Origin of the sequence: Lacihabitans soyangensis (assembly GCF_024343775.1) — a bacterium.
In the GTDB taxonomy this organism is placed as follows: domain Bacteria; phylum Bacteroidota; class Bacteroidia; order Cytophagales; family Spirosomataceae; genus Leadbetterella; species Leadbetterella soyangensis.
The window spans coordinates 51,193-75,121 of record NZ_RJUF01000184.1; the positions used below are offsets into that span (position 1 = coordinate 51,193).

The 23,929-nt window shown below is 38.1% G+C and carries 17 protein-coding genes and 1 pseudogene; 1 reads left to right on the plus strand and 17 read right to left on the minus strand.

Annotation, left to right across the window (positions count from 1 at the left end; translation table 11 throughout):
• The first annotated feature begins 5 nt into the window (after positions 1–5).
• Positions 6–1,412 carry a DUF1593 domain-containing protein gene (locus EGI31_RS21550; protein ID WP_255039257.1) on the plus strand — a complete coding sequence of 469 codons (1,407 nt, stop codon included), beginning with the start codon at positions 6–8 and terminating at the stop codon, positions 1,410–1,412.
• Between the two features lie 60 nt (positions 1,413–1,472).
• Here the strand turns inward: EGI31_RS21550 and EGI31_RS21555 are convergent, their stop codons facing one another.
• From EGI31_RS21555 to EGI31_RS21635, 17 genes and pseudogenes are all read right to left on the minus strand, one after another.
• Positions 1,473–2,408: a helix-turn-helix domain-containing protein gene (locus EGI31_RS21555; protein WP_255039259.1), complete on the minus strand. Its 936-nt coding sequence runs from the start codon at positions 2,406–2,408 to the stop codon at positions 1,473–1,475.
• On the minus strand, positions 2,405–3,916 hold the full coding sequence (locus EGI31_RS21560; protein WP_255039261.1) for a GMC oxidoreductase: 1,512 nt from the start codon (positions 3,914–3,916) through the stop codon (positions 2,405–2,407). Before EGI31_RS21560 ends, EGI31_RS21555 begins: the two co-directional genes overlap by 4 nt.
• 101 nt (positions 3,917–4,017) lie before the next feature.
• Positions 4,018–5,007 (minus strand): sugar phosphate isomerase/epimerase family protein, encoded by a 990-nt coding sequence (locus EGI31_RS21565; protein WP_255039262.1) that lies wholly within the window; start codon positions 5,005–5,007, stop codon positions 4,018–4,020.
• Between the two features lie 2 nt (positions 5,008–5,009).
• Positions 5,010–5,405 (minus strand): C-glycoside deglycosidase beta subunit domain-containing protein, encoded by a 396-nt coding sequence (locus EGI31_RS21570; protein ID WP_255039263.1) that lies wholly within the window; start codon positions 5,403–5,405, stop codon positions 5,010–5,012.
• Between the two features lie 67 nt (positions 5,406–5,472).
• The gene (locus tag EGI31_RS21575) at positions 5,473–5,847 is read right to left on the minus strand and encodes a C-glycoside deglycosidase beta subunit domain-containing protein (RefSeq protein ID WP_255039264.1); all 375 of its coding nucleotides are present in this window, start codon (positions 5,845–5,847) and stop codon (positions 5,473–5,475) included.
• 104 nt (positions 5,848–5,951) lie between these two features.
• Positions 5,952–6,938, minus strand: coding sequence for a sugar phosphate isomerase/epimerase family protein (locus EGI31_RS21580; protein ID WP_255039265.1), 987 nt, complete (start codon positions 6,936–6,938; stop codon positions 5,952–5,954).
• A gap of 90 nt (positions 6,939–7,028) precedes the next feature.
• Positions 7,029–8,792 (minus strand): GH35 family beta-galactosidase, encoded by a 1,764-nt coding sequence (locus EGI31_RS21585; protein WP_255039266.1) that lies wholly within the window; start codon positions 8,790–8,792, stop codon positions 7,029–7,031.
• A gap of 157 nt (positions 8,793–8,949) precedes the next feature.
• Positions 8,950–10,137 (minus strand): MFS transporter, encoded by a 1,188-nt coding sequence (locus EGI31_RS21590; RefSeq protein WP_255039267.1) that lies wholly within the window; start codon positions 10,135–10,137, stop codon positions 8,950–8,952.
• Between the two features lie 250 nt (positions 10,138–10,387).
• On the minus strand, positions 10,388–13,240 hold the full coding sequence (locus EGI31_RS21595) for a TonB-dependent receptor (protein WP_255039268.1): 2,853 nt from the start codon (positions 13,238–13,240) through the stop codon (positions 10,388–10,390).
• A 558-nt stretch (positions 13,241–13,798) separates the two neighbouring features.
• Positions 13,799–13,933 (minus strand): hypothetical protein, encoded by a 135-nt coding sequence (locus EGI31_RS21600; RefSeq protein ID WP_255039269.1) that lies wholly within the window; start codon positions 13,931–13,933, stop codon positions 13,799–13,801.
• A gap of 325 nt (positions 13,934–14,258) precedes the next feature.
• A complete protein-coding gene (locus EGI31_RS21605) occupies positions 14,259–15,026 on the minus strand; it encodes an SDR family NAD(P)-dependent oxidoreductase (RefSeq protein WP_255039270.1) in 768 nt (255 codons plus the stop codon).
• 108 nt (positions 15,027–15,134) lie between these two features.
• Entirely contained in the window at positions 15,135–15,905 is a 771-nt protein-coding gene (locus EGI31_RS21610; RefSeq protein ID WP_255039271.1) for an SDR family NAD(P)-dependent oxidoreductase, read from the minus strand.
• On the minus strand, positions 15,898–16,389 hold the full coding sequence (locus tag EGI31_RS21615; protein WP_255039272.1) for a cupin domain-containing protein: 492 nt from the start codon (positions 16,387–16,389) through the stop codon (positions 15,898–15,900). Before EGI31_RS21615 ends, EGI31_RS21610 begins: the two co-directional genes overlap by 8 nt.
• A gap of 2 nt (positions 16,390–16,391) precedes the next feature.
• Positions 16,392–18,689 (minus strand): glycoside hydrolase family 3 protein, encoded by a 2,298-nt coding sequence (locus tag EGI31_RS21620; RefSeq protein WP_255039273.1) that lies wholly within the window; start codon positions 18,687–18,689, stop codon positions 16,392–16,394.
• Between the two features lie 11 nt (positions 18,690–18,700).
• A complete protein-coding gene (locus EGI31_RS21625; protein ID WP_255039282.1) occupies positions 18,701–19,402 on the minus strand; it encodes a 3-oxoacid CoA-transferase subunit B in 702 nt (233 codons plus the stop codon).
• Between the two features lie 36 nt (positions 19,403–19,438).
• Positions 19,439–20,125, minus strand: a pseudogene (locus EGI31_RS21630) (CoA transferase subunit A); the annotation flags it as partial.
• 301 nt (positions 20,126–20,426) lie between these two features.
• On the minus strand, positions 20,427–23,738 hold the full coding sequence (locus EGI31_RS21635) for a glycosyl hydrolase (RefSeq protein WP_255039274.1): 3,312 nt from the start codon (positions 23,736–23,738) through the stop codon (positions 20,427–20,429).
• Positions 23,739–23,929: the final 191 nt, after the last annotated feature.

Sequence of the window (23,929 nt, forward strand, 5' to 3'; positions counted from 1 at the left end):
TATCAATGAAAATCCTTAAACTAATTATTATCCTACTTTTTTGTACTAAACTCTACGCCCAAAATACTAAGCCAAGAGTAATTGTATTGACCGATATCGAAAACGAACCCGATGATGCCATGTCAACGGTGCGTTTTCTTACTTATTCCAATCAGTTTGATGTGGAAGGCTTAGTTGCTACGACTTCTGTTCACCAAAAGGACAAAGTAGCTGCATGGCGACTCAAAGAAATTGTAGAAGCCTACGGAAAAGTTCAGCCCAATCTTTCGCTCCACGAATCAGGCTATCCGAGTGCCGAAAAACTTCTTTCGCTTATAAAAGATGGCCGACCAGATTATGGTATGCAAGCGGTTGGTAAAGGTATGGATTCGGATGGTTCTGAATTGATAATAAAATCAGTTGACAAATCCGATACACGTCCTGTTTGGGTATTGGTTTGGGGCGGCCCAAATTGCCTTGCACAGGCACTTTGGAAAGTAAAAAATACGCGAAATGCCAAAGAAGTCGAAAAATTTGTGGCTAAGCTGCGGGTTTACACCATTTCAGACCAAGATGATAGTGGTCCGTGGATTAGAAAGACCTTTCCAAAATTATTTTATATTGCCAGTCCAGGTTTTCATGCTTTGGGTGGCTATCATCACGCCATTTGGTCGGGTATCAGTGGCGATAAATTCCATGGGCGTTTTGCAGGTGGAAATTTCAAAATCGTTGATAATCCTTGGCTCGACCTTCACATTCGTAGTAAAGGTCCTTTGGGGCAGCAATATCCTTTTGCCAAGTTTTTGATGGAGGGCGATACTCCAAGTTTTTTGTATTTGATAAATAATGGTTTAGGAAATTCTGAAAATCCAAATTGGGGAAGTTGGGGAGGTAGATACGAATTTTATCAACCCCGTACCGAAAAGTGGTTTTTAGAACCCGAAACCCGTCCTTTATGGACAAATGCCGAAGATGAAGTTTTCGGAGCAGATAGCAGTTGGCACACCAGCAATAAAGCCACTATTTGGCGTTGGAGAGAAGCCTTTCAGAATGATTTTGTGGCAAGAATGGATTGGAGCATTAAGCCTTACAAAGAGGCCAATCACCCACCAGTAGTGAAAGTCAGTAGTGAAAAATACATTAAAGCTAAAGTTGGCGATAAAATCCACCTAAGTGCCGAAGGCTCGACCGACCCAGATGGAAATGAACTTACATACAAATGGTTTTACTATCCAGAGGTGGGAACTTTCACCATTGGAACCGCCCGAACAGGGAATCCCTTAAAAATTGAAGATGCCGACAAACAAAAGGCTTGGTTTACTGTACCCAAGAGTATCCGCTTAGGTACCATGCACATCCTTTTAGCTGTAACAGATAATGGAAGCCCTGCTTTGACTCGCTATGAGCGGGTGATTGTGGAGGTTGAAGAATAATAATCAGAATCATTCTGAATCTTAGAACTATTATAGGTCTTTATGCTGAAGGAGTAACCTTTAATTATTTGATCTATACTCGCTCGGTCGCATGCCTGTCTGAGTCTTAAAAAAGCGAGCAAAATCGGTTACTTCGTTTTTACCAATTTTATAGGCAATTTCGGTAACGTTTAGATTGGTTTGCTTCAACAAAACTTTGGCTTCGAGCAACAGCATCTCGTTGAGTAAATCGTGGGCTGATTTACCCAATGTGTTTTTTACACATTTATTGAGGTGATTGGGCGATATCGAGAGCAGCTCAGCGTAGTCGGTAATCTTATTTTTTTCGTAAATGTATTTTGAAAGTGCTTTTTTGAATTGTTCAGTAATCAAGGAAGCAGCATTTGCCGAAACAGGAGTTGAAGTTTCGACAAATGGTTTTAATTCCGAAAAAAGTGCTATTAGATAAGACCTAAAAATATCAAAACTGTTTTTTTTATCAGATTTGTATTCAATCAATAATCGTTCGAGCAGAGGTAGCACGTAGCCTTTTGTTAGTGTATCAATTTTTACTAACGGGAAGCTGTTAAATTCTAAAAATGGAAATTCGTTTAGTAGATTCCTTAGGTTGGTTTTATCGGTCAATAATTCGATATCGAAATGACAATAGAAGCCTTCAACATCTTTACGAATAAATTTATGAGTTGTAATCTGATGAGCTGGTACGAAAAAAAAAGTATTCTCGCCAAACTCATAGGTATCTAAACCACTACTTCGACTACTTAATCCTTTTGTTAGAAAAAAGAAATTATAAACCGTCATACGGCGAGGTTGTAGGTCTGAAGGAAGTGGAAAATCAATCATTCTGAAATAATCCTCCACTCGATTAATATGAAAATATGTATGAGCGTTGGCGGTAAGCGACGAAACAGGAATACCAGCCTGAAATAATAATTCTGACTCCAATTGAGTTGTATCAATTATCGGAATAGCCTCACCACCAATGCTCTTTTTCATAGTTTTTCTACAATTTTTTCTGCCGAACGCACCGCCAAAGCCACACTCGTAAGTGTTGGATTTGAGGTTGTTGCCATTGGAATTACACCATTTCCACCAACAAATAAGTTTTCAAAGTTCCAAACTTGGCCAAATGTATCACATACCGATTCGCTATTGTTTTCAACTCCCATTCGGGTTGTGCCTTCGTAATGCAGCGACGAACCGGCAGGCATTAAAGTTTGTTGCCCATTTTCGATTTCTTTTCCGAAAGATGCAATGACTTTAGCTTGAAATTGTTTGGCCGCTTCTATAGATGCTAAATCATTTTCAGAATATTTATACTTGAAAGTCATTTTTGGCATTCCAAGGTAGTCTTTTTCTATTTCTGAAAAAACGATTTGGTCATCAAAATTTACTTCTTTCAAACAGCCCCAGCCTAATCCGACAATGTGTTTTGATATATCAGAAACTGTTGTTTTCATGGGAGACAAATCCATGTGCATAATTTGTCCATGAAATGGATGGTTTGGTGCATCAAAAGGTACCCAAAATACTCCTGTCAGAGGGTCATGAGATTTTGACGTAGTACTTTGAGCATTTGGAATATTGAGTTCTACGAATGTAAAAATAAATGGATGCTCGTTGAGATAATGTCCTAAGGCTTTTGGACGAATACCCGAGGCCCATAATAATTGAGGCGTTCGGATTGCATCGGCAGCCACAATAACTATTTTGGCTTCAATCATTTCTTTAATTCCTGAGGTCAAATCTTCAATTTCAGCACCAGTAATTTTACCTTCAGAATGAATCAGTTTTCGGCAAATAGTCTCTGAACGAATTTCAAAATTTGTATTTTCCAAAGTATCTTTTAAAATCGTATCGGTGGCTGTCCAATAGCGATTTCCGTCGGCATCTTTCCCACAAGCCAAAGGCATTGCTTGGGCTTCTCGCTTAGTAGAATGTGCCGTACCGAGGGTTTGATTGAGCACATTTAAGATGGTTTGACCTACTTCGTTCTTCGGAAACGCATCTTGTCTCACGCTTAAAATTTCTTCGGCTTTTGTAAGAGCATCGTCCATTTCTGAAGCTGGAATAAAAGGGATTCTTTCGTCATTTCCGGGTCTTGGGCAGGCACAAGTCCAATGAACTCCCATTCCTCCGAGGTTACTCGAAAGTGAAAGAGCGGGCATTTCATTTTTTTGCAAATCTGCTATTTCATCAATCACTAAATGCGTGCCGGCACGTGCCAAAAATTCAGGACGTAGGTCGCCACGTTGAACTGCCGCTGCACGCTCGGCCACCGAAATCATTGGATATGGCTCTTTTTTATTGCCTTGCGATAAGATTTGAGCTGTTTCAGCAGTTTTTAGGTCAGTAATATTTTTTACGTGCTGCCCTATTTTATCCGAAATTTTCGGGCCTAAATCTATCATTACGATTTTAGTAGCAGGTTTATGCTCAGCTATAATTCTGGCATAAGTGGCACCTATTGGCCCAGAGCCTATAATTAATACGTCGGTTTTCATTTTAGTTATTTTAATAAGCATCTACTGCTATGTGTTCTTTCAATAGAGCGTTTTCTATTAATTTTTTGATTTGAAATGTGCCAAACCATTTTTTCCATTAGTTACAAATCATTTACTATTCTTTTGAAAAGTTGATGTTGTTTTTCAACTTGGTCGAAGGCATCGAACTCATCGGTAAAGGCTGAACCTTCGTATTCTGATGAAATATAGCCATTGTAACCGCCTTCATTGAAAACCTTGAAAATAGTAGGATAATCTATGCTTGGTTCATCTCCGTTTTCATCAAAACCATAAAATTTACCGTGTATATGCACTACATAAGGCATAATTTCTGCCCAAGCCTCAATAGGTTGGCGTCCATTCATGCTGAAAGCCATATTCAAACGACCTATTTGTGGTGGTGTGGCACCCATTGGAATCAATGTTTGAGCCAATTCTCCAAATTTGGCTGTTGTTGGCATATCTTTATGCCAAATTTCTTTGGTAATTGCTATCATTTCATCGGTTACTCCCGAAGTCTTGAAGCTGGTGAGTAAAGCATCAGGAATAGCACGCATACATGTACCCATATCTGGTATAAAACCCAATACGTGTGTTTGCATTTGACCAAACATTTCTGCCATTTTGATGACTGAAGGGTGGTCGACACTGTAAGGTGTGTGTAGCTCTATACCCATAATTACATTGGCTTTTTCGGCAAATGGTACGAGTTTTTCATATACTTCAGCTGGGGCGGTAGTTTGACAACGAAGAATAGGGAAACCCAATTTTTGAGCCGCCAAAATTTGCGGTTTGATATATTCTACGGTTTCGTCGATACTCATTTTAGCGTGTCGTTTGATACCCACATCAATATTGGCATCCAAAGCCACTGGCTCAAACTCGTATTTATCGAGCAAGTTTTTTACTTCTTTTTCGGTTTCATAAGAAATGTACGGAAAGCCTCTTAGACTTTGAAAACCAATTATTTCTAAGCCAGTACCCAAATCTCTTTTTCGGGTTTCAGCGATTACGTCTTCTAAACTATATTTTCCCGAGTTCCATTCATAAGCAAATGAAAAAAGAGAAGTGGCTAATTTTATATTTGACATAATTATTGACAGATTAAATTTTTATGTACTACTGAACTTGCCAACAAAGGGTTGGCTTGCGGACCTACCAAAATGTAAGGAATATACAGGTCGTATTTGAATTCAATATCGTAGGTCTTGCCTTTTTCGATAGGCTGCTCAACTTCCAAAATACCTCTGTCAAGTACAAATAACCATTCTTTGTCCAATTCGAGTAATTCATCGTACCGATACTCATTGCCATTGGCTTTGATTTTCAAATCGTTTTTATCTATTTCTTTGCCATCAATTTTAAGGTTAAAATCCATGCAAGAAAGCGGTAAGGCACGATACCAGTGCGTTTGAAATTTGAGTTGAAAACCATTTTCGGTAGCTTCCAAAGCATCATCCTTGAGTATATATTTATCTAATGGACCCATTTTTATTCACTATTTTAGATTTACGATTTTAATGTTTGCTCAATCATCATTCGTACATCTCAATAATTCAATTAATTATTATATTCCTTTCGGCAATTCTGATACTTGGAAAAGGCATGTATCCAATTCTAAGATTAATTTTAAGTCCTAATTTGTGTTCTCCTGCTGGCAATTCACCGGATTTAGCAATAGCAAGTGTAGCAACTTCACCCATTTCCCAACGGTCGTCGAGTTCATTTTCACGCTGTTCGAGGTTGTAGGTTTTACCATTAATCAGAATGCTTACATCACTTTGTGGCAAAGTTTCTCCATCCAAAGTAACTTCAATTTCTTCTACCATAGAAAGTGACACGCCTCTGTAATAAGGCAATCTTGCCCCAATTTCAAACCCTTTTTCGGTCTTTTTGGCTAATTCTGGCACTATCATATATTTTTCGTACATTTTTTGATTTTGGATTTATGATTTCGGATTGTGGATTTGTGATACCCCAATCAAAAATCTTATTTGACAAAAATTTTAGACATTGATTTATAAAATTCGAAATCTCAAATCCCACATCCCAAATTTTTCAACATTTGCTGATGCCTACGTACCTGTTCCACACTGTCAACTTCGTAAACATCTTGGATGTGGCGATTACCTTCGTATTCGGTGGCGATATACCCATTATAGCCATGTTTTAATAGTACGGCCACAACTTCATTATAAGGAATACTGTATTCGGTACAATCCTCCAACATTTCAAGACATTTGCCATGAATGTGAACGATTCTATCGATATGAGGCACCAAACTTAGGGGATTTACGAAGGTATTATGGCGGGAAAGTTCTGCAACGGCCATATCTATACGTCGATTACTCATTCTTGAAACCTCAAAAATTGTATATTCTGCCATAATTCCTTTTTCGTGTTGTTCACACACAAATTTTGCAATTTCGGGGTCAGCCCCATTGCGTATCATTCTATCTACTTGCACACGTGGTAAACGTCGGCAAAAACCACCCATATCTGGGATAAATCCAAAATGTTTAGTTCCAGTTCTTTCCATTACATCCCAGTGGCGTTCCATCCAGGCACTGTTGATATTCCACGGAGCATGTACTTCAATTCCCAATTTAATGTCGTGGTCTTCGGCAAAAGGAATTACTTTTTCGATGATTTGGGGCGTAGTATTCACAATCACACGAATTACTTTAAAACCCAATTTATGAGCAAATCGAATATCTTGCTTAAACGATTCTACGGCTTCGTCGTCTGACCAATAATGTCCTTTTTTCTTATTATAATCCAAAAACATATCGTGGGCAACTGGCGTAACCTTATACTTATCCATCCATCCGAACCATTGGTCAACAAAGGCATCAGAAGGAAGTTTTGGGCAACCAGGTACACTTTGCTCGCCTACTATTTCTATCCCCGTAGCACCAGTAGCTGCCGCCGCAGCGATACAATCTTCGAGGTTCATTTTTTTTAGGAAAAACTCTTCCTGGTAGCTATAAAGACTTACAGCACGTTTGATATTTGAAGACATATATTATAGTTTTTGAATATTTAAAAAAAGAAAATTTAATTAAGGTTTTCTAAGTAGAAAAATGCATTATCATGACAGCGAAAATTCTAATTATTTATATCTGAAAACCTTAAAACGTATAACTTTAAACTCTTCGGTAGCTGGAAACGCAACCGCTGCCATGCTTGGGTCTTTTTTAAAGCCAAAACCAGCATCTCCGCCCATACTCGTAAAAGATTCGTCACCGTTGAGCCTACGAGTTACTTTCCAAATGTCATTTTCAAAATACCCCTCCTCCATCACTTCAATGTCCAAAAATGGCATGGCAGGATTGGGCGTTTTTGCTTTTAGTTCAATATTGAAGTATTTTCCAATGAGAATAAATTCATCTTTACCAATGTTAATGAGTATTCCACCTGCTACCTCTGGCTTTGGGTCTTTTGAAGGAAAACCCGCAAAAACCAAATTAAAATCAATAATTGTTTTGCCAATATTGGCTTGAATGGAATAATCGCCTAAGTTGAAATTTTGGATAGGCTTATTTTTGTCCAATAATATTCCTACCATTTTATCAGTACTTTGATACTTCAAAATAACATCTTTAACCTTTGAAAGTGCCTTGTAAGCAGGCGTAAACGGGTCTTCTTCTGGGGTCATATCATCAATGCCAAAAGGTGAGAAACCTATTATTTCTTGGCTTCCAAAGGCATACATGGCTTCAAAAGTAGACGAGCTGTTATGTCCAATTTCAGGAATAAAAACAGGATTGCCCTCTCTTCTGTACGTTTCTATTACTTCATTGGCTCCAGATATATAAATATCAGGAACAATCATATCAATGGCAGGAGCAGCCAAACGCCAAAAGTCTAAGGTGTGTGGCACTGGCCCACCACTCGGGTATTTGCCAGGATAGCCCAATTTTGGCTGTTTTATCCAAGCATTAACGTACATCGGAATCGGATATTCTGATTTTCCTGCCTCGGCAACTGCACTCATAAAACGAGCGTAGTGATAGGCACTGAATAACTCTTCGGTCAAGAAACTTAAATTTTTCCAGTCGGTAGTAGTTGTATCACTTTTGCCGAAGACTTCCTCCCAATTACCTTTTGTTTTACTACCATTTGCTTTCCATACTTTTTCTAATTCTGGCTGTAATTTATTGTTTTTCAAATAATTGATTACTCCTACTGGCACTTCTGATTGGTACAATTTTTCACCTGTGTAATCACGTGGTGAGTAAAATAAACCGACCTCATTTTCGATTTGAGCCATGATAACAGTTTGCTCCTTTTGGTCAAACTCTTTGATGTGTTTCATCAAAGCTTTGAATGCACGTGCATCTGCTTTCATTGTTTCTTCACCAAAAGCTGAAAGGATTTGAAGATTTTTTCCGTTTTTATCCTTGGCATAAGGGTATTTATCCGAATCATGTTTTACCCAACTTGGCACATAAGTAGAATATCCATTTTTCCATGTGCCAAACCACAATATGACCAATTTTAGATTTTGCTTTCGAATGCCAACAATCACACTATCCACTAAAGAAAAATCGAATTCTCCTTCCGTAGGCTCTATCAATTCCCAATAAACAGGTGCCACGACCGTATTGAGATTTTTCTTTTTCAGTTGTTCCCAGATTGGACGCATGTAGTTCGCATTTGAAGAAGACGAATTATGTAGTTCTCCTCCCAAAATCAAAAAAGGCTTTTCATTCACAATAAGTTGTTTTGAATTTCCTTTTTTTTGTAAATGAGGAATCATACTATTTTTACGCCCCACTTCGTCTAAACGGTCTTTCTTTATCGGCATTTGGGCATTTAGCCCGCTAACAATTAAGATAAAGCCCATTGTCGTTATGAATAATCTATTCTTCATTTTCAGCATTAGTTAGATTAAAATTGACATACATATTTGCTGACAGTTATTACAGTTACCATTCCACTATCGTCAAGATTCTTTTTTTAGGAAAAGCTCTTCCTGATAGCTATAAAGACTTTCAGCACATTTGATACTTAAATTGCTATTCATTAGATTAATTTATCGCTTTCTTTGAAAAGATATTTAGGAGTAAAATTATGATAAACACGATGCCGCATATTATGCCAGTTGCTAAAAAAGTATCTTGTACATTGCCCACAAGTTTGCCTATTGAAGAAACAAAAATAGGATTTACAAACTGCCCTAAGAAGAAGGCACTCGTCCAGAAACCCATGCCTCGGCCACGGTATTGAACCGGGAGCAAACTTAAAGCCCATGCTACCAAAACTGGAATCGTCATACCACAGCCTAATTGCTGAATCCAGCCAACGGCCACAGCACTCGTAGTATCTTTGGCAAGGCCAATGCCAGCCAGCCCTATTGTGAAAAACAAAAAAATTAATGCCATTTGCTGCCAAAAAGGGCGTTTGGAAACTAATTTAAAAATCAATGCACCCAAAGGCACAGCAGTACTGGCAATTGCTCCCAAATTACCCACGTGTTTTGGGTCTTTGATGCCCATGGCGTCCAGAGCTCTTGAAAAATGAATGGTATAGACAAAATAAATAACAGAAAAACCGAGTGTAATCAAAAATACCATAATGGCGGTATTAACAGGAAATTTAGTTTCGGAAGAGACCGAATCTATCTCACTCGTGAATTTTTCTTCGGGTTCAAAAATAAAAATTACAGCAAGTATGGTTATGAAAAAAGAGATTCCGTAAACCAAAAAGGGGAAATTCCAGCCAATACTCGCCAGTTGCCCACTTAGAGCAAGCAATAAAGCAGCAGCAATAGAGCCAAAGAAACCTTGCACCATTAACCATTTTGAACGGTCTTTTGGGGCAAAATAATCGCCCAACAAAGTATTGCCGATAACCAAAACGAAGGCTTCTCCAATACCTAAAAGTAAGCGACCCGTAATAACTGTATTGAAACCATCTAAGAAGAAAGGTAAAATTCCACCTAAACCATATATGGCTGTAAACCAAATCAATAATTTTCTTCTACCAAATTTATCAACCAATACGCCAGCAAATGGGGCAATAAGTGCAATACAAATACCCGGTGCGGTCAGAATCATCGGCACGAGCAAATCTTTGTTGTCAACATCTCTGAAATGCCCCATCAATGTTGGTAAAGCTGGCATCAACGCCACAATAGCCATCATGGGAAGCTGATTTAAAAGAATTACAACAAGTGCTTGCCAAAAGCCTGCTTTTTTGATTGAAAAATTCGCCATTTTTATAGGGTTTAATATGTTATTTTAAATTACATTTTTCACTCAAAACATTGGGTGTGGATTTTTGCAGTTATTTTTGAACTGCTCAAAGCACATCCCAATGTTTTACCATCTCCCAAAATGCTATATGAACCGACTTTTTATCTGAAAATATCATCAACTGGACTAAACAAACTATTGTCAGATACTCGTCTAAGTAAATTCACCACCGCCAAATCACCCAAAAACCTTTTACGTCAACTCAATTCTTTTAGAACTTATACTTTAACGTCAAGAAATAAGCTCTTGGCTGAACGGGTAAAATTTGAAAAATTGAATTTGGTGCAGTTTGTCTTCTTTCCGCAGTAAACGAATTATGATTGAAACCATCTACTAAGGCAAATTGCGAAGTAGCCATCCAGTTCATTATACCCAATACATTGGTCAGATTATTAATATTGGCATTAAGTGATAGTTTTTTTGAAACATCATAGCCCGCACTTAAATTTAACTGCCCAAAGCCAGGTAAATCGAATATATTCGCAATATTGGCTGGTCTTGCCCCCATATATTTGTAATTCAACATCACAAAACCTTTATTATAAGTAAAGATTGGCGAGATATTGGCCATGAGTTTTGGAATGTTCACTGCACGATTACCGTTGAAATCAGCTATTTTATCATCTGCTCTTCCGTTTACGCCAACAAGCCAGTTTTGCCAAGTAGTTGCAATTCCATCTTGATAGGTAGCATTAGCATTTAAACTTAGGTTTTTGGTAAAATTGATATTTACCTCGGCCTCTAAACCTAAAGTTCGGATTTCGTTATAAACAACTGGTGTATAGTAAGCTGTGCCATCGGTTTCTTGAGCAATGGTAGTTACTGGAATATCACTTAAATTACTATAAAACGGAATGATTGAACCCGAAGCTTTTTTACCTTTAAACTTATATCCTAACTCAAATTGAGTAATAGTTTGGGCTTTTACTTCTGGGCTAGCACTTGGATTTGTAAAGTTATCGTTATAGAAACCGTATTCAGGAGCTTTTTGACTATTCGAGAAACGAGCGTAAATTGAGTTTCCTTTGTTTAAGAGATAATTTACTCCCCCAGAATACGAGAATAAATTAAGTTTTGAATTATAGCTAACCGTTGTACCTTTAACAAAATAAGAATTATCAAAGAGTGTTGTTAAATTTCCATCAAGTCCTCCGGTTGTAGAAGTTGGTGTCGGAACTCCAATCTGATTACCGCCCTTTACTCCAATACTTTCTATTCTGAGTCCCAAATCAATATTGAGTTTTTCGGTAGGTTGAAAGCCATCATTCAAGAAAAATGCTACCTGATTTTGTTTTACGTCGGCCGACCTAAAAGCCAATCCACCACCCGAAAGACGAGCATATCCTAAAGGGTTTGTTACTTTTTGAGCGACTCCGGCAGGGTTAGTCCAAGTAATATCAAGCGGAGATGCTAGGTTTTCGATGGGTCTCAGCGAAGTGTTTGCGGTACCAGCTATAACTGTAATAAAATTTGTAAATGCCAAATAGCTACCAGCCGTAATTGAGTGTTTGCCCAATTTTTTGTTTACAGTAATTTGGTCAATTACTTCACCAAGGTGAGCTTTGATATAATTAGAAAAATTAAACAACACGGCATTTGGTACGATACTTTGGCCAGGAAGATTATTTTTGGTAACTGTGAAACTTGGACCTCTCGAAAAATCAGCTGAAACGGTGGCTAATTCTTGACCAGTGGCTCTGTCCTTAAAAGAAAATTGTCCGGGGCCAGCCATTCCCATGAGTGCATAAGTAAGCACACTCGTCAAGGAAGTAGGGGTTGACATGATAGTAATATCTTGCTCAATACCTTTCAATGAGCCTCGAATGTTGTTTGTAAGCGTCCAACCATTTTTTAGGTTGAGATTAAGCTCAGAACCCAGCATTTTATCCTGACTATGAATCAATTTTGACGGGTCAAATGTAAAAGAATCCGTATTGTTCCATAAAGGCTGTTTCGATTCGCCTGCTGGTAACATATAGCTAAATGTATTACTGAAACCATTGACAATCGTAGGGTTATCGTAGTTTTGAGCAGGAAGATTCTGCGGAATTCCGTTTCTATCATCCAAAATCTTCGCATAGAATTTTAACATTCCGCCATTGGCTAAAGTTTTCACAACGTTAGCTTTGATTTGTCCGCCTTTGTTTTGGGCATAACCAGGGTAGCGTTGGCCGTCTGAATGGCGATAAAACCCACCAATGTTATAGTACCAATTGTTTTTACCCAATTTTCCGCCAAAATTTGCATCAATACGGTTGAAAAGATTAATTTCGTCACCCTCAAGACCAACTTTATAAGCAATTTCGTTAACAGGTTTCAATCCTGTGTTAGAGATGTAGTTAAAAATTCCACCCGGTGCATTATTTGAGGCAATGGCCGCTGAACCACCTCTTACTGACTCTAAATTAGCTAAAGTAGCATCTGCACGATAAAATCTATCAGCAACCACAGTTCCTGAAGTGATATTCGTAACAGGCAGACCATCTTCCATTAAAGATACATAATAATAACCATTTACACCCGATGGCGTAAACTGGTTGGCATTTACACCTCTTGAATAAACGGTGTTATTAATTTCTCCTAATGCAGAGTTTACAAAAACTCCAGGAGTAAAACTTAGTAAATCAGCAGCACTATTAGGTGCCAATCTAGCGATAGCTTTACTGTCTAACTTACTTATAGCTATTGAAGATTGAATGGCTGTGCGTTTGTCAAAAACACCTGTGACAATTACCTCATCTAAACTTTGTGCATCCTCAGTCAAGTTTAAATCAATTACGGTCTGATTATTTATTGAAATTTCTTTGGATACATAACCAACAAATGAAAAAACAAGAGTTTCCCCACTTTTTGCATCAATTGAATATTTACCATCACGATCGGTCGTAGTACCTTTAGTTGTTCCCTTAATAACAACACTTACTCCGGGTAGTTTCTCGCCTTTATCGGATTTTACCATTCCGGTGATAGATTGGGCATAGGCAGACACGCTTGTAAAAAGCAACAAAGCAAAAAAAACTGTAGTTTTTTGCCAATAAGAGTTAGATAAAAAGATTTTGTTCATAAATTTGGTCGGTTTTAAATTTTAATGAGTTTAAACGCCATTTCAAAAAGTCAAGGCCGTTTCTATTCGTAGTAGAGGCGGCTTTTTTATTGAACTATTGAAATAATTTCTTGTACAAAAGTATTATGATAAAAATCATATTATTTATCATTATCATTCCATCTACTGACAAAATCAATCCATTTAATATAAATCAAGGTATAAATATTGGAGTTCTGCTATGTTTTTCGAACTAAGGAAAAACCTCACCTAATTTAATTGATGTGGAGGTAGTGTTTTTTCAAAAAAAATAAGTTCAATATACCGATTTGAAAAAAAGAAGATTGGGCTTAACCAAGTTCAACAAAACTCGATCAAAAACGTTGGTGTTCAATTCACTAATGTTGTGGGGTCTATACCAATCAGCATTAAAACCGACAACATATTTAAAATTGTTTAGTGAAAGACCCACACGATTAAAAATACTGCTAAGTTCGTGTTGGTTAAGTTCGGTAATGTGCACATATAAAGTTTAAAGCGTGTGAATATTCCCATTTTTTTAGATATTTTGGGTTTATTCTAACCCAAATTCATCAATTCTGCATGATGTCCATCATTTAAATCAACAGACGGAACAGAAACCACGAGCCATGTTGGTTTGACGTAGGTATACTGAAAATCTACGATTATTCTCAGGCCTGTTATATGGTTCATTGCCAAGCGAGAGATTAAAGACAAACCCGTATATAACTTAGATGTACGCAAGGATTGTAACACGAATTCGTTTTTAAACCATATTTTTATAGTAACCAGAAAATGTAATAAGATTGAATTACCCTCATGTCTGCCTTCATTTAAGGGCTTTTTGATCACTACTTATACAGACATATATTCATCTAATAAAAAGATTTCAGCGGGAACTGGTGTTGATAAATAGTTTTTTTTCTTGGCTGAAGGTGGTACAATAGAGTAGAAGTTGGAAAACTATAATTCCAAATTTTCTGTTGAAAAAATTTTATCGAAATTCGTTTTATCTACTTTAACACAAAGCTCCGCCATCGGCTTTAATTGAGCTTCCAGTAATAAAGCTTGATTGGTCAGAACATAGCCAAAGAGCCACATCGGCAACTTCTTGAGGAGTTCCCATCCGCTTCATCCTTTGGAAATTGATGGCTTGTTGTTTGGCTTCTTCATTCTCCGCCAACTTACGTCTGCCTTGCATAATCATAGGTGTTTCTATGGCGGTAGGACAAATAGAATTAACTCTAATATTTTGAGTGGCATATTCTATGGCTGCTGTCTTCATCATTCCTTCTATTCCGTGCTTAGAGGCTGCGTAAGGTGAGTTTTCTGGTTGTCCAATCAACCCAGCAGCGGAAGAAAGGATAGCTATGTATCCACCTCCATTTTTAAGCATTTGAGCTATTTGATATTTAAGTAGATACCAATTTCCTGTTAAATTTACAGCAATTTGCTGCTTCCAATATTCTTCAGGATATTCATGTATTTTTAAGGAAACTGGGCCAGCAATTCCGGCACAATTGGCAGCACAATCTAAACGTCCGAAAACCTCAACGGTTTTAATTATTGAGTTTTCTACCTCTTCTTTACTTGCAATATTTACCCCAAGTGCAATGGCAATTCCATTACTTTTTAGTATTTCTGATACTGTTTCTTCTGCATTTTGTTTGTTTATGTCGCAGCAAACCACTTTTCCACCTTCTTTTGCAAATGATAATGCAGTAGCTTTTCCAATTCCAGAACCCGCTCCTGTTACATAGCAAACTTTGTTTTCGAATCTTTTCATAATTTGGTTATTTGTTATTTGTGAACTGTTTATTAGAGAACTTCTTCATGGAGAATAGACCTTAACTATTACAAATAAACCAGTAACTAGTCAACCAATAACCAATATCTAATTCCCATCACTTATCGTTGTTCCACCATCGACTATGATATTTTGACCTGTGATAAATCCTCCTGCTTGTGAAGCGAGCATTACAGCCACTCCTGCAATTTCATCTACGGTGCCAATTCTTCTCAGTGGGGTTTGGGATAATCTTTTAATCATAAATTCTTCGTTATTAATAAGAGATTCCGAAAATGGTGTTTTTATCATTCCAGGAGAGATTGAGTTTACTCTTATGTTATCAGGACCAAATTCCACAGCTAGGTTTCTTGCCATTTCTATTAATCCAGCTTTCGAAATGCCATATAGCCCAAGGTTTTTGTTGCCACGAACACCAGCTATGCTTGCCAAATAAATGATAACGCCATCTTTTTTCTCTTTCATTTTTGGAAGCACCAATTTGGTTAAATAAATGGCCGATTGAAGATTTAAAGCCATAGTTTTTTCGAAAATGTCCTGATTGATTTCAAAAAATCCTCCAGACGGTGCTGCTCCAACACAATTTACGAGTATATCAATAGCACCAAATTTTTTAAAACTTTCATTTACCAAATGTTCAATTTCCTCTTTTTGAGTCATATCGCACGGAATGCCAATAACCTCAATCTCAAGTTTTTTAAATTCCTCCACAGTTTTTTGAACCTCAAAGGGTTCAAAACTAGAAACTACCACTTTGGCACCGTGTTTTCCCATGGCTTCGGCTATTGCTTTGCCCATGCCAGAACTTGAACCTGTTACCAATGCTATTTTATCAGATAAATCAAATAAATTACTCATGAATCATTTCGTCAGAAAGTGGTATTCCATTTACCTCAAATGGTTTTGCCTCAGTTAAAACAAAAACGATTCGACACTTTTCTGAAAGGCTTGGATTTCTCCATTTATGTATGGTGCCATTTTGAATTATGATTCCACCAATGCCTATTGTTTTAAAAACTTTGTCATCAAGTTCCAATTCAATTTCGCCACTGATAACTATTCCATAATCGATACTAGAACTGCGATGCATGGGCGAGGAGGCTCCAGGTAACATATCGACAACTCTAATTACAGAACCACCCTTGAGTGTGGTTCCTGCTTCTCTCAAACGACCATCAGATTGGTCGTTGCAATCAGCTGGAACTGCTGAGGTTGTCCAAATAGTGGCCATAGCCGCATCTCCTGTTGGGATTACAATTGTTTCTAATTCCTCATCTATCGTAAAAACAGCTTTTCCGTCTTTGGAGTGTCCAGTTACGATTCGCCTAATTCGGTGAGCCATAATTATTTTTTATACTTTGTTACTCTTGTATCTTTTATAATACCTTTCCAATTCAAACCAAACCCGAAATCATAGACATTTCCCTCAGAATCTTTGTGGCATGCCATATCATAAGGCACATCTTCTGCCTGTTTCTCTACAACAGACATATTGGCTGGCATTTGCATTGGCAATAGTGCTGAAGGTTCATTTTTACCTGCAATGGTTTCTACTATAGCTTGATCTTGTACACCAAAACTGAGTAAAATTGCGGAAGCAGAAGGTTCAATTTCGGAAAAAACCATAGGGTTTGTGGTATTTACAATCACGACTACTGGCTTGTTGCCCATTTTTGACTTGGTGTCTATCACCAACTTCATGTCAGTAATGTTTGGTGTTTTAGCAGTTTTACTTTTGTAAGTTCTATTGGTGAAATTTTCTAGAATATCTCCTCCAGCAATACTTACTTCTCGGGCTTCATCTGCTTTATAATCATTGTATTGTAGGCTGATAGGTATATAGCCATTTCCACCGTTTTTTAGATCTTCCTTGTCATATCCTATGGAGGCTTTTGGGTTTTCGATAAATACCAATGCAAAATCTGCTTCTGCAGCATTGTCAGTCAAATTATAATATTTCTTTACGATTTCCATATTTACGGGATAATCTTCTGATGCCGGTGTTTCCATGCCTAGGAAATTTCTACTAGAAGGTACATATCGTTTTGGAACATAAACAGTCTTTTTTGTATTTATTGGTAGAACCTTGGCTTGGTTTTTTAGCATCACTATTGATTTTAGCTGTGCCTCAAAACCTGCTTTCATGTATTCGGGTTTCCCAACAATGCTCTTAGTTTGCTCAGTGTCAAGATAAGGATTTTCGAACACACCTACTCTAAATATATTTTTTAGCAATCGCACAGCCGATTGCTCCATTCTTGCTCTCATTTTGGCTTCTCCAAACTCTTTTACCCCCATATGAAAGGCTTCAATAATTGGTTTTTTGTCATTATTTCCGCCATATTGATCAACACCAGCCATAAGTGCCTTGTAATGCAGCTCAACCAAAGTGAGGTTTTCTACACCCCATGATTTTCCGTCTAAAAACGAATCCATGGCTTTGTGAAGAGCCACCACATTCCAATCTGTACAAACCACGCCATCATAGCCATATTTGGTACGGAGCAGGTCTGTAATCATGTATTTATTATAGTTATTGGCCACATTTTCATTGTTTTTCTTGTCTTGATTCCATGATACCGTATAGTAAGGCATAATAGCTGATGCCATTTTGGTTTGGCCTTTTAATTTAAATGCTCCTTGGGTGAAAGGTATTAGGTGTGCATCGAAATTATTACCTGGATATACCGCAAATTTTCCATTTGCATAATGTGCGTCTCGTCCAGCTTCACCAGAACCGCCACCTGGCCAGTGTTTTACCATGGCATTTACGCTTTTAGCACCCCAAATACCTGATTGAAAACCATCACAATAGGCTTGTCCCATAGCTGCCGAGAGCCAAGGGCTTTCGCCAAATGTTCCATTAAATCGGCCCCAACGAGGTTCAGTGGCAATATCCACTTGCGGTGATAATGCAGTTGTAATTCCCAAAGCTCGGTATTCGGCAGCGGCAATTTTTCCAAATTGTTCAATCAAAACAGGATCAAAAGTTGCCGCCATACCTAAAGAACTTGGCCACATGGAAATTTCACCACCAGCTGCAGCATCATATTCTGCTCTTGATTTGGTGCCATGTCTTGGGTCCGAACTGTTGTTGGCTGGAATTCCCATACCCAAACTTTCGCAATAAGCTTGCATTTTATTGTTCCATTTTGCTGCTATTTCTGATGTTTGAACCGTAGTAAGTAAAACATGACGAAGGTTATCTTCAGCTAAAAATTTCTTTTGTTGATCAGTCAAATCACTTGGGTCAGTTTCACCTGCTTTAAATGGTTTGCCACCGTATGTGCCAGCAAAATATCCACCGGGCCTTGCTGGGATAGATTGGTGCGAAGAGTACAACATCAAGCCAGCGATTTCCTCTATTGATAGTTTTGAAGCCAAATCTTTGGCCCTAAGGTCATAACTTAACCGCCAGTCTTCAAATCTATCTAGCTTGTTGTTTTTGTTCAAGTCTTTGAATGCTAAGCCGTTAATTGTGAGAATCTTTACACCAGAACTTGGGGAGTAACCTAGGGTTTGTCCATTGGGATTTTTTACAAGATTGAATCCTTCCTGTGTTTTTTCGGTCCATTTGTTTTGCGAGATAGCACCAATGAATATCAAGTGCATTATAATGAATAAACAAATCGTATTTTTCATATTTATTAGAGTTAAAGTTTCATTTCGGATAAATTTGGACTAATTATAATTGGTGCCTCTGTGGCCTTTATCACTTGCTCTTTGGTAATTCCTGGTGCCAATTCAAGCAAAACAAAGCCACCATCTGGCAGTACTTCAATCACCGCCAATTCTGTTACAATCTTTTTAACACAATTTAATCCAGTTATCGGCAAGGTACAATTTTTTAATAATTTAGATTTACCATCTTTTGAAACATGCTGCATGGCCACGATTATGTTTTTTGCAGAGGCAACCAAGTCCATGGCACCACCCATACCCTTTACCATTTTTCCTGGTATTTTCCAATTGGCAATGTCGCCATTTTCGGATACTTCCATGGCTCCTAAAATGGTTAAGTCAACATGTTCACCGCGAATCATAGCAAAACTTTCTGCCGAATCAAAAAGGGAGGAGCCTTTTTGCATAGTTACGGTTTGCTTACCTGCATTTATCAAATCGGCATCAACGTTTTCTTCTGTTGGAAAAGGACCAATTCCTAGAAGACCGTTTTCAGATTGTAGCATCACATTGATTTCATTGGGAATATAATTAGCGACCAAAGTTGGAATTCCTATGCCTAGGTTAACGTAGGAGTTGTTGCGAATTTCTTGGGAAATTCTTTTGGCAATGCCATATTTAGTAAGTCCTTTTCCATATTCAAACAAAACCTTTTGTTCACTAACCCCTAGCACCCCACTGGGGGTAGGGGGGCTGGTGGCCTCGGGGCTTATTGTACGCTGCTCAATCCTTTTTTGATAATTTTCGCCTTGAAATATTCTTTGAACGTATATACCCGGAACATGGATTTCATTTGGGTTTAGTTCACCTATCTCTACCAATTCCTCAACTTCTGCAATACATATTTTTCCTGCAGCTGCCATCATTGGGCTAAAGTTCCTGGCTGTACCTTTGAAAATTAAATTGCCAGATTGATCACCTTTCCAAGCTTTAATGATTGAAAAATCTGCTTTGAGCCATTTTTCTTTTACATATTTTTTGCCTTCAAATTCTTCTATTTCTTTACCTTCGGCTACTTCTGTGCCCACTCCTGCGGGTGTATAAAACGCTGGAATTCCAGCTCCACCAGCCCTTATTCGCTCCGCCAAAGTTCCTTGGGGAATCAATTCAACTTCCAATTCACCAGATAAGAGTTGACGTTCAAATTCCTTGTTTTCACCCACATACGAAGAAATCATTTTTTTGACTTGGCGATTTTGTAACATCAATCCAATACCAAAATCATCAACACCTGCATTATTTGAAATACACGTGAGATTATTTATTCCTTTTTCAACCAGAGATTGAATACAGTTTTCAGGAATGCCACAAAGCCCAAAGCCTCCCAACATCAGAACCGCCCCCTCTTTAATATCGGCAATCGCCTCTTGACTATTCTTAACACATTTAGAAATCATGAATGCAGTAATTTTTTGAACAAAATAAACAAAAAAGATGAAGATTCAAAGACAAAAATAGCATGAAAATTACCTAATGTATTAGTCATAAAACTTCTAATTATATTCAAAATCAATCATTATTTTGTTTCAAGAAAGAATGTACAACTCAATAAGTAATGGGCAAAAAAAAGCTAAAGGCGGAAATGCCGCCTTTAGCTACAAACTGCTCGAGAAATGATCGTTTAAAAATCAAATTTGGTTTTCTTTGATCGTATTTTATATTTATATACGTTTGAGATATAAAAAGAAATCATCAAAATTATTTCAAAACATTTATCTTCACTTCTCCAATCATTCCAGAAGGTAATAATGGTGAATCGGCACGATAGAATGGCATTGTTGTAAACGTAGTTTTTACTTTAACGTCGGGTTGGGCATCACCAATCAGGCGGTTTACCCAAGTGTTTGTTACTTTTACTTGAATAGTGTTAGCCCCTGCTTTGATGGCTTCTGAAATATCCAGTTTGAAAGGCTTTTTCCAAGCGGTACCAACGTTTTTGCCGTTGATAATTACTTCCGCAATATTCTTTACATCGCCTAAATTAATTTCATATTTGGCGGCTTTATCAACCGAAGTAATATTGAGGGTGTTTTCGTACGTGGCTGTTCCTGAGAAATATTTGATATCTACATTGGTATTATCTGCCCATGATTCTAAGGTAGAAGCATTAGATGTTAGGTCTCTACCCTGAATAGGAAATGTGATTTTCCACGGTGTAGAAATTGTAGCTAAAGTTGATGCTGTTTTAGTGGGTTTTGTGTAATTATTGGCAGTTGTTTTATCTTTGAAAACAATGAAATAAGCATCCCAAGAATCAAACTTCAATGGCACAATCGTTCTGCCCTCTTTTATTTGGTAACTTACCTTCTCGATTTTTCCAGTTTGAGCATTCCACAACTCTGGTATTTTACCACTTACTCTGAAACTTACATCGGCATCGGTTGGGTTTTCGCTTCTGTTGTTTAGCCAATAAATATCAAATTTACCTGTTGGCTGAGCGGAGTCGAAGCCTGCACGATGACGGAACAATATTTTGTTTTTTACACCATTTATAATTACGTCGGGTTGTAGAGATAGGGCATGTCCTGTTTCCAGGTTGGCGTTAGAAACATTCGATTTCGACCAAATTTCATCAGCCAATTTCTGAAATTCTGCATCGTTATCAGCCAAAGCTGGTGACTTTTCGGGCTTTGCACCTATAACTTTTATACCTGCATCAACTAATGTTTTGATTCGCTTCAAAACCGATAGGGTCATTAATTTGGTTGATTCATCCAACATCAACACACTATATGTATTGCCCGATTTGGCAATTAATTTGCCATTTTGTGGCTGGATAGCACTCAATAAGGCCGATGAGTTGACAAAATCAAACTCAAATCCTGCGGGGATATTTGGCAATTTTTCACGGCAAACCCACGTAATATTGGTATTTTCGCCATACAAATAAAGAATATCTGCTACGTTTTTGCCTTGTTGAAGCATGTACGAACTTCTACCTAAATAACTCATCCAAGCGGTTGCACCAGCTTCTGCCCAAGTTTCTTGACGAGTAAAATACTGACCAAACGGCCCGAGCGAAAACCCTGGTTTTTTATCATCAAGTGGTTGGTGAACTGAGGTGTGAATCACGAAACGATTAAGTCCAGAAGCAAATTCTAAATCGGCTGTGCGTTTAAGTTTTTCGGGCGTCCACGAAAAAGCATTTTGAATGGCAGTCATTGACTCAGCAGCTACAATGTTTTGTCCGTAAATGTTGGCTACCGATGCTGCTTCACGAATATCTCCTTCACTGCGAACCTCTTCGTCTGCACCACCAGCCAAACTCCCCGGTGTCCACATGGCCGACATCGGAATCTCGGCATTGCGTTTTACATCCATTCCATCGGCCAGAAAAATACGTCCGTTTTCATGCGACTCTGTGTAGCGTTTCATGCCTCTTTTGTGCAATTCTTCGCCAATGACATCGTAATGATTTTCGACAATCATTTCTCCGATAGTTTTTCTGAAATCCCACAAGAATTTTTCGCTGGCTTCAAGATTATTCACAATTCTACCCGTAAGCACAGGAATCCAACCTTTAATATCATAGCCACGACGTTTCTGAAATTCGGCAGGAAAATCTTTTGTCCAGTTCATGTGGCCCGCTTCGTAGCTATCCAACACCATGTGCGTCAATCCCTTCGCTCCCATCAAGCCACCTGTGGCATCTTTATACATATCCAAATAAGTGTTGATATATCGGCGAACAGCTTCTTTATCGAGTTTATCAACTTCAAGACCCGTAGCCTCGGGTGAAGCTGGGTGATTTTGACGACCAGTGAGCGAGTAGCCCAATCGTACAACCATCCAATTACCAGCAGGAACATCCCATTCGAGACTTCCATCGGCACTCATTTTACCAGTCAAATCGACTATATCTTGCATCGGAATAGCCTCAACATTTTCAGCACCGCTTAGTTTACCATCCTCCTTCCAAGCGGAAAAACCTGCTTTGTCTTCTGCTTGATTGATACGAGAAGTATTGAAAAGTACAAATTCCGAAATATTTGTTCCAGCGGGTTTTGGGGTTTCGTTCATGCCCATCATTGCCATGATTGGACTGATTGAAGCTGGTAGGGTTTCAAAACAAATTCTCCAATATTTAGCGGTAGTTGCAGGTATTGAAGTTGTAATAAATGGCAATGTACTATTTGAAATTTTGGCAACGGTACGGAAGTTTACACCATCATCACTCACTTTTAAACTACGATTGGTTGGTCCTCCATTAAATTCGGCCAGTTCGCCTGCTTCGCCCATGCCCAAGGCAAAAGCTTTGAATGTTTGTGGGGTCTCGAACTCATATTGTACCCACATGTCTTTGCCTACTTCCATTGGTGGCAAGAAAAATGTTTTATTTATATCATGGTCGAGCATCAGTTTTGTATCAAAATCACCACCGCTTTTTGTCATTTTGGGGTTTAAATCCATTAAATGCTTTTCATTTGCAGGTAATTTATACGCAATCACCACTGCATCAGCGGCAAATTGGGGCTTTGTACCAACAAACCCACCCATTACTCCACCAGCGTGTGTTTCAGCTTCTTGAAATTTACCAATCACATCGGGTAATTTGGGTAACTGAATGGTTTGTCTTTTCCCACCAGCAATCAAAGCTTCCGACCAAACATATTTTTTCATGCCGTCTTCAGGCTTTACCCACGGGCCACCAGTTACGCTCCAGCCTGGCGAACCAGCAATGGCCATTTCAAGGCCTTTTTTATCGGCAAATTCTGCGGTGAACTTAAAGGCATCTTTCCAGTCGGGTTGCATAAAAACCAATTTCTTTGGCACAACTACTGGCGTGAAAAGATTAGCATCGAAATTCTGAAATCCACCGATTCCAACACGGCTCATCCATTCTAAATCTTTTTGGATACCCTCTTTCGATATATTTCCGTTCATCCAATGCCACCAAACACGTGGTTTTGCCGAGCTAGGTGGAGTTTGAAATTGAACTTTGTCTTGTGCATAGCTCTCCAAACTTACCATTAAAAGTAAAGAGAGAAGATATTTAGATTGTTTATTCATTTTTAATACAGTTATTCTCATTTATAAATTTGGAAAAGGTTATTTAGGTAAAATTTACCAAAGGAATTACTTATCTATTAAGCTCAAAAACAAATATAAAACACTCTTTTACAGAAACTTCATAGTCATTTTCATAGGTAAAAAAAGAACACGGTTAAAGTAGAAAAAGAAAAATAACGGCTTTCAATCAA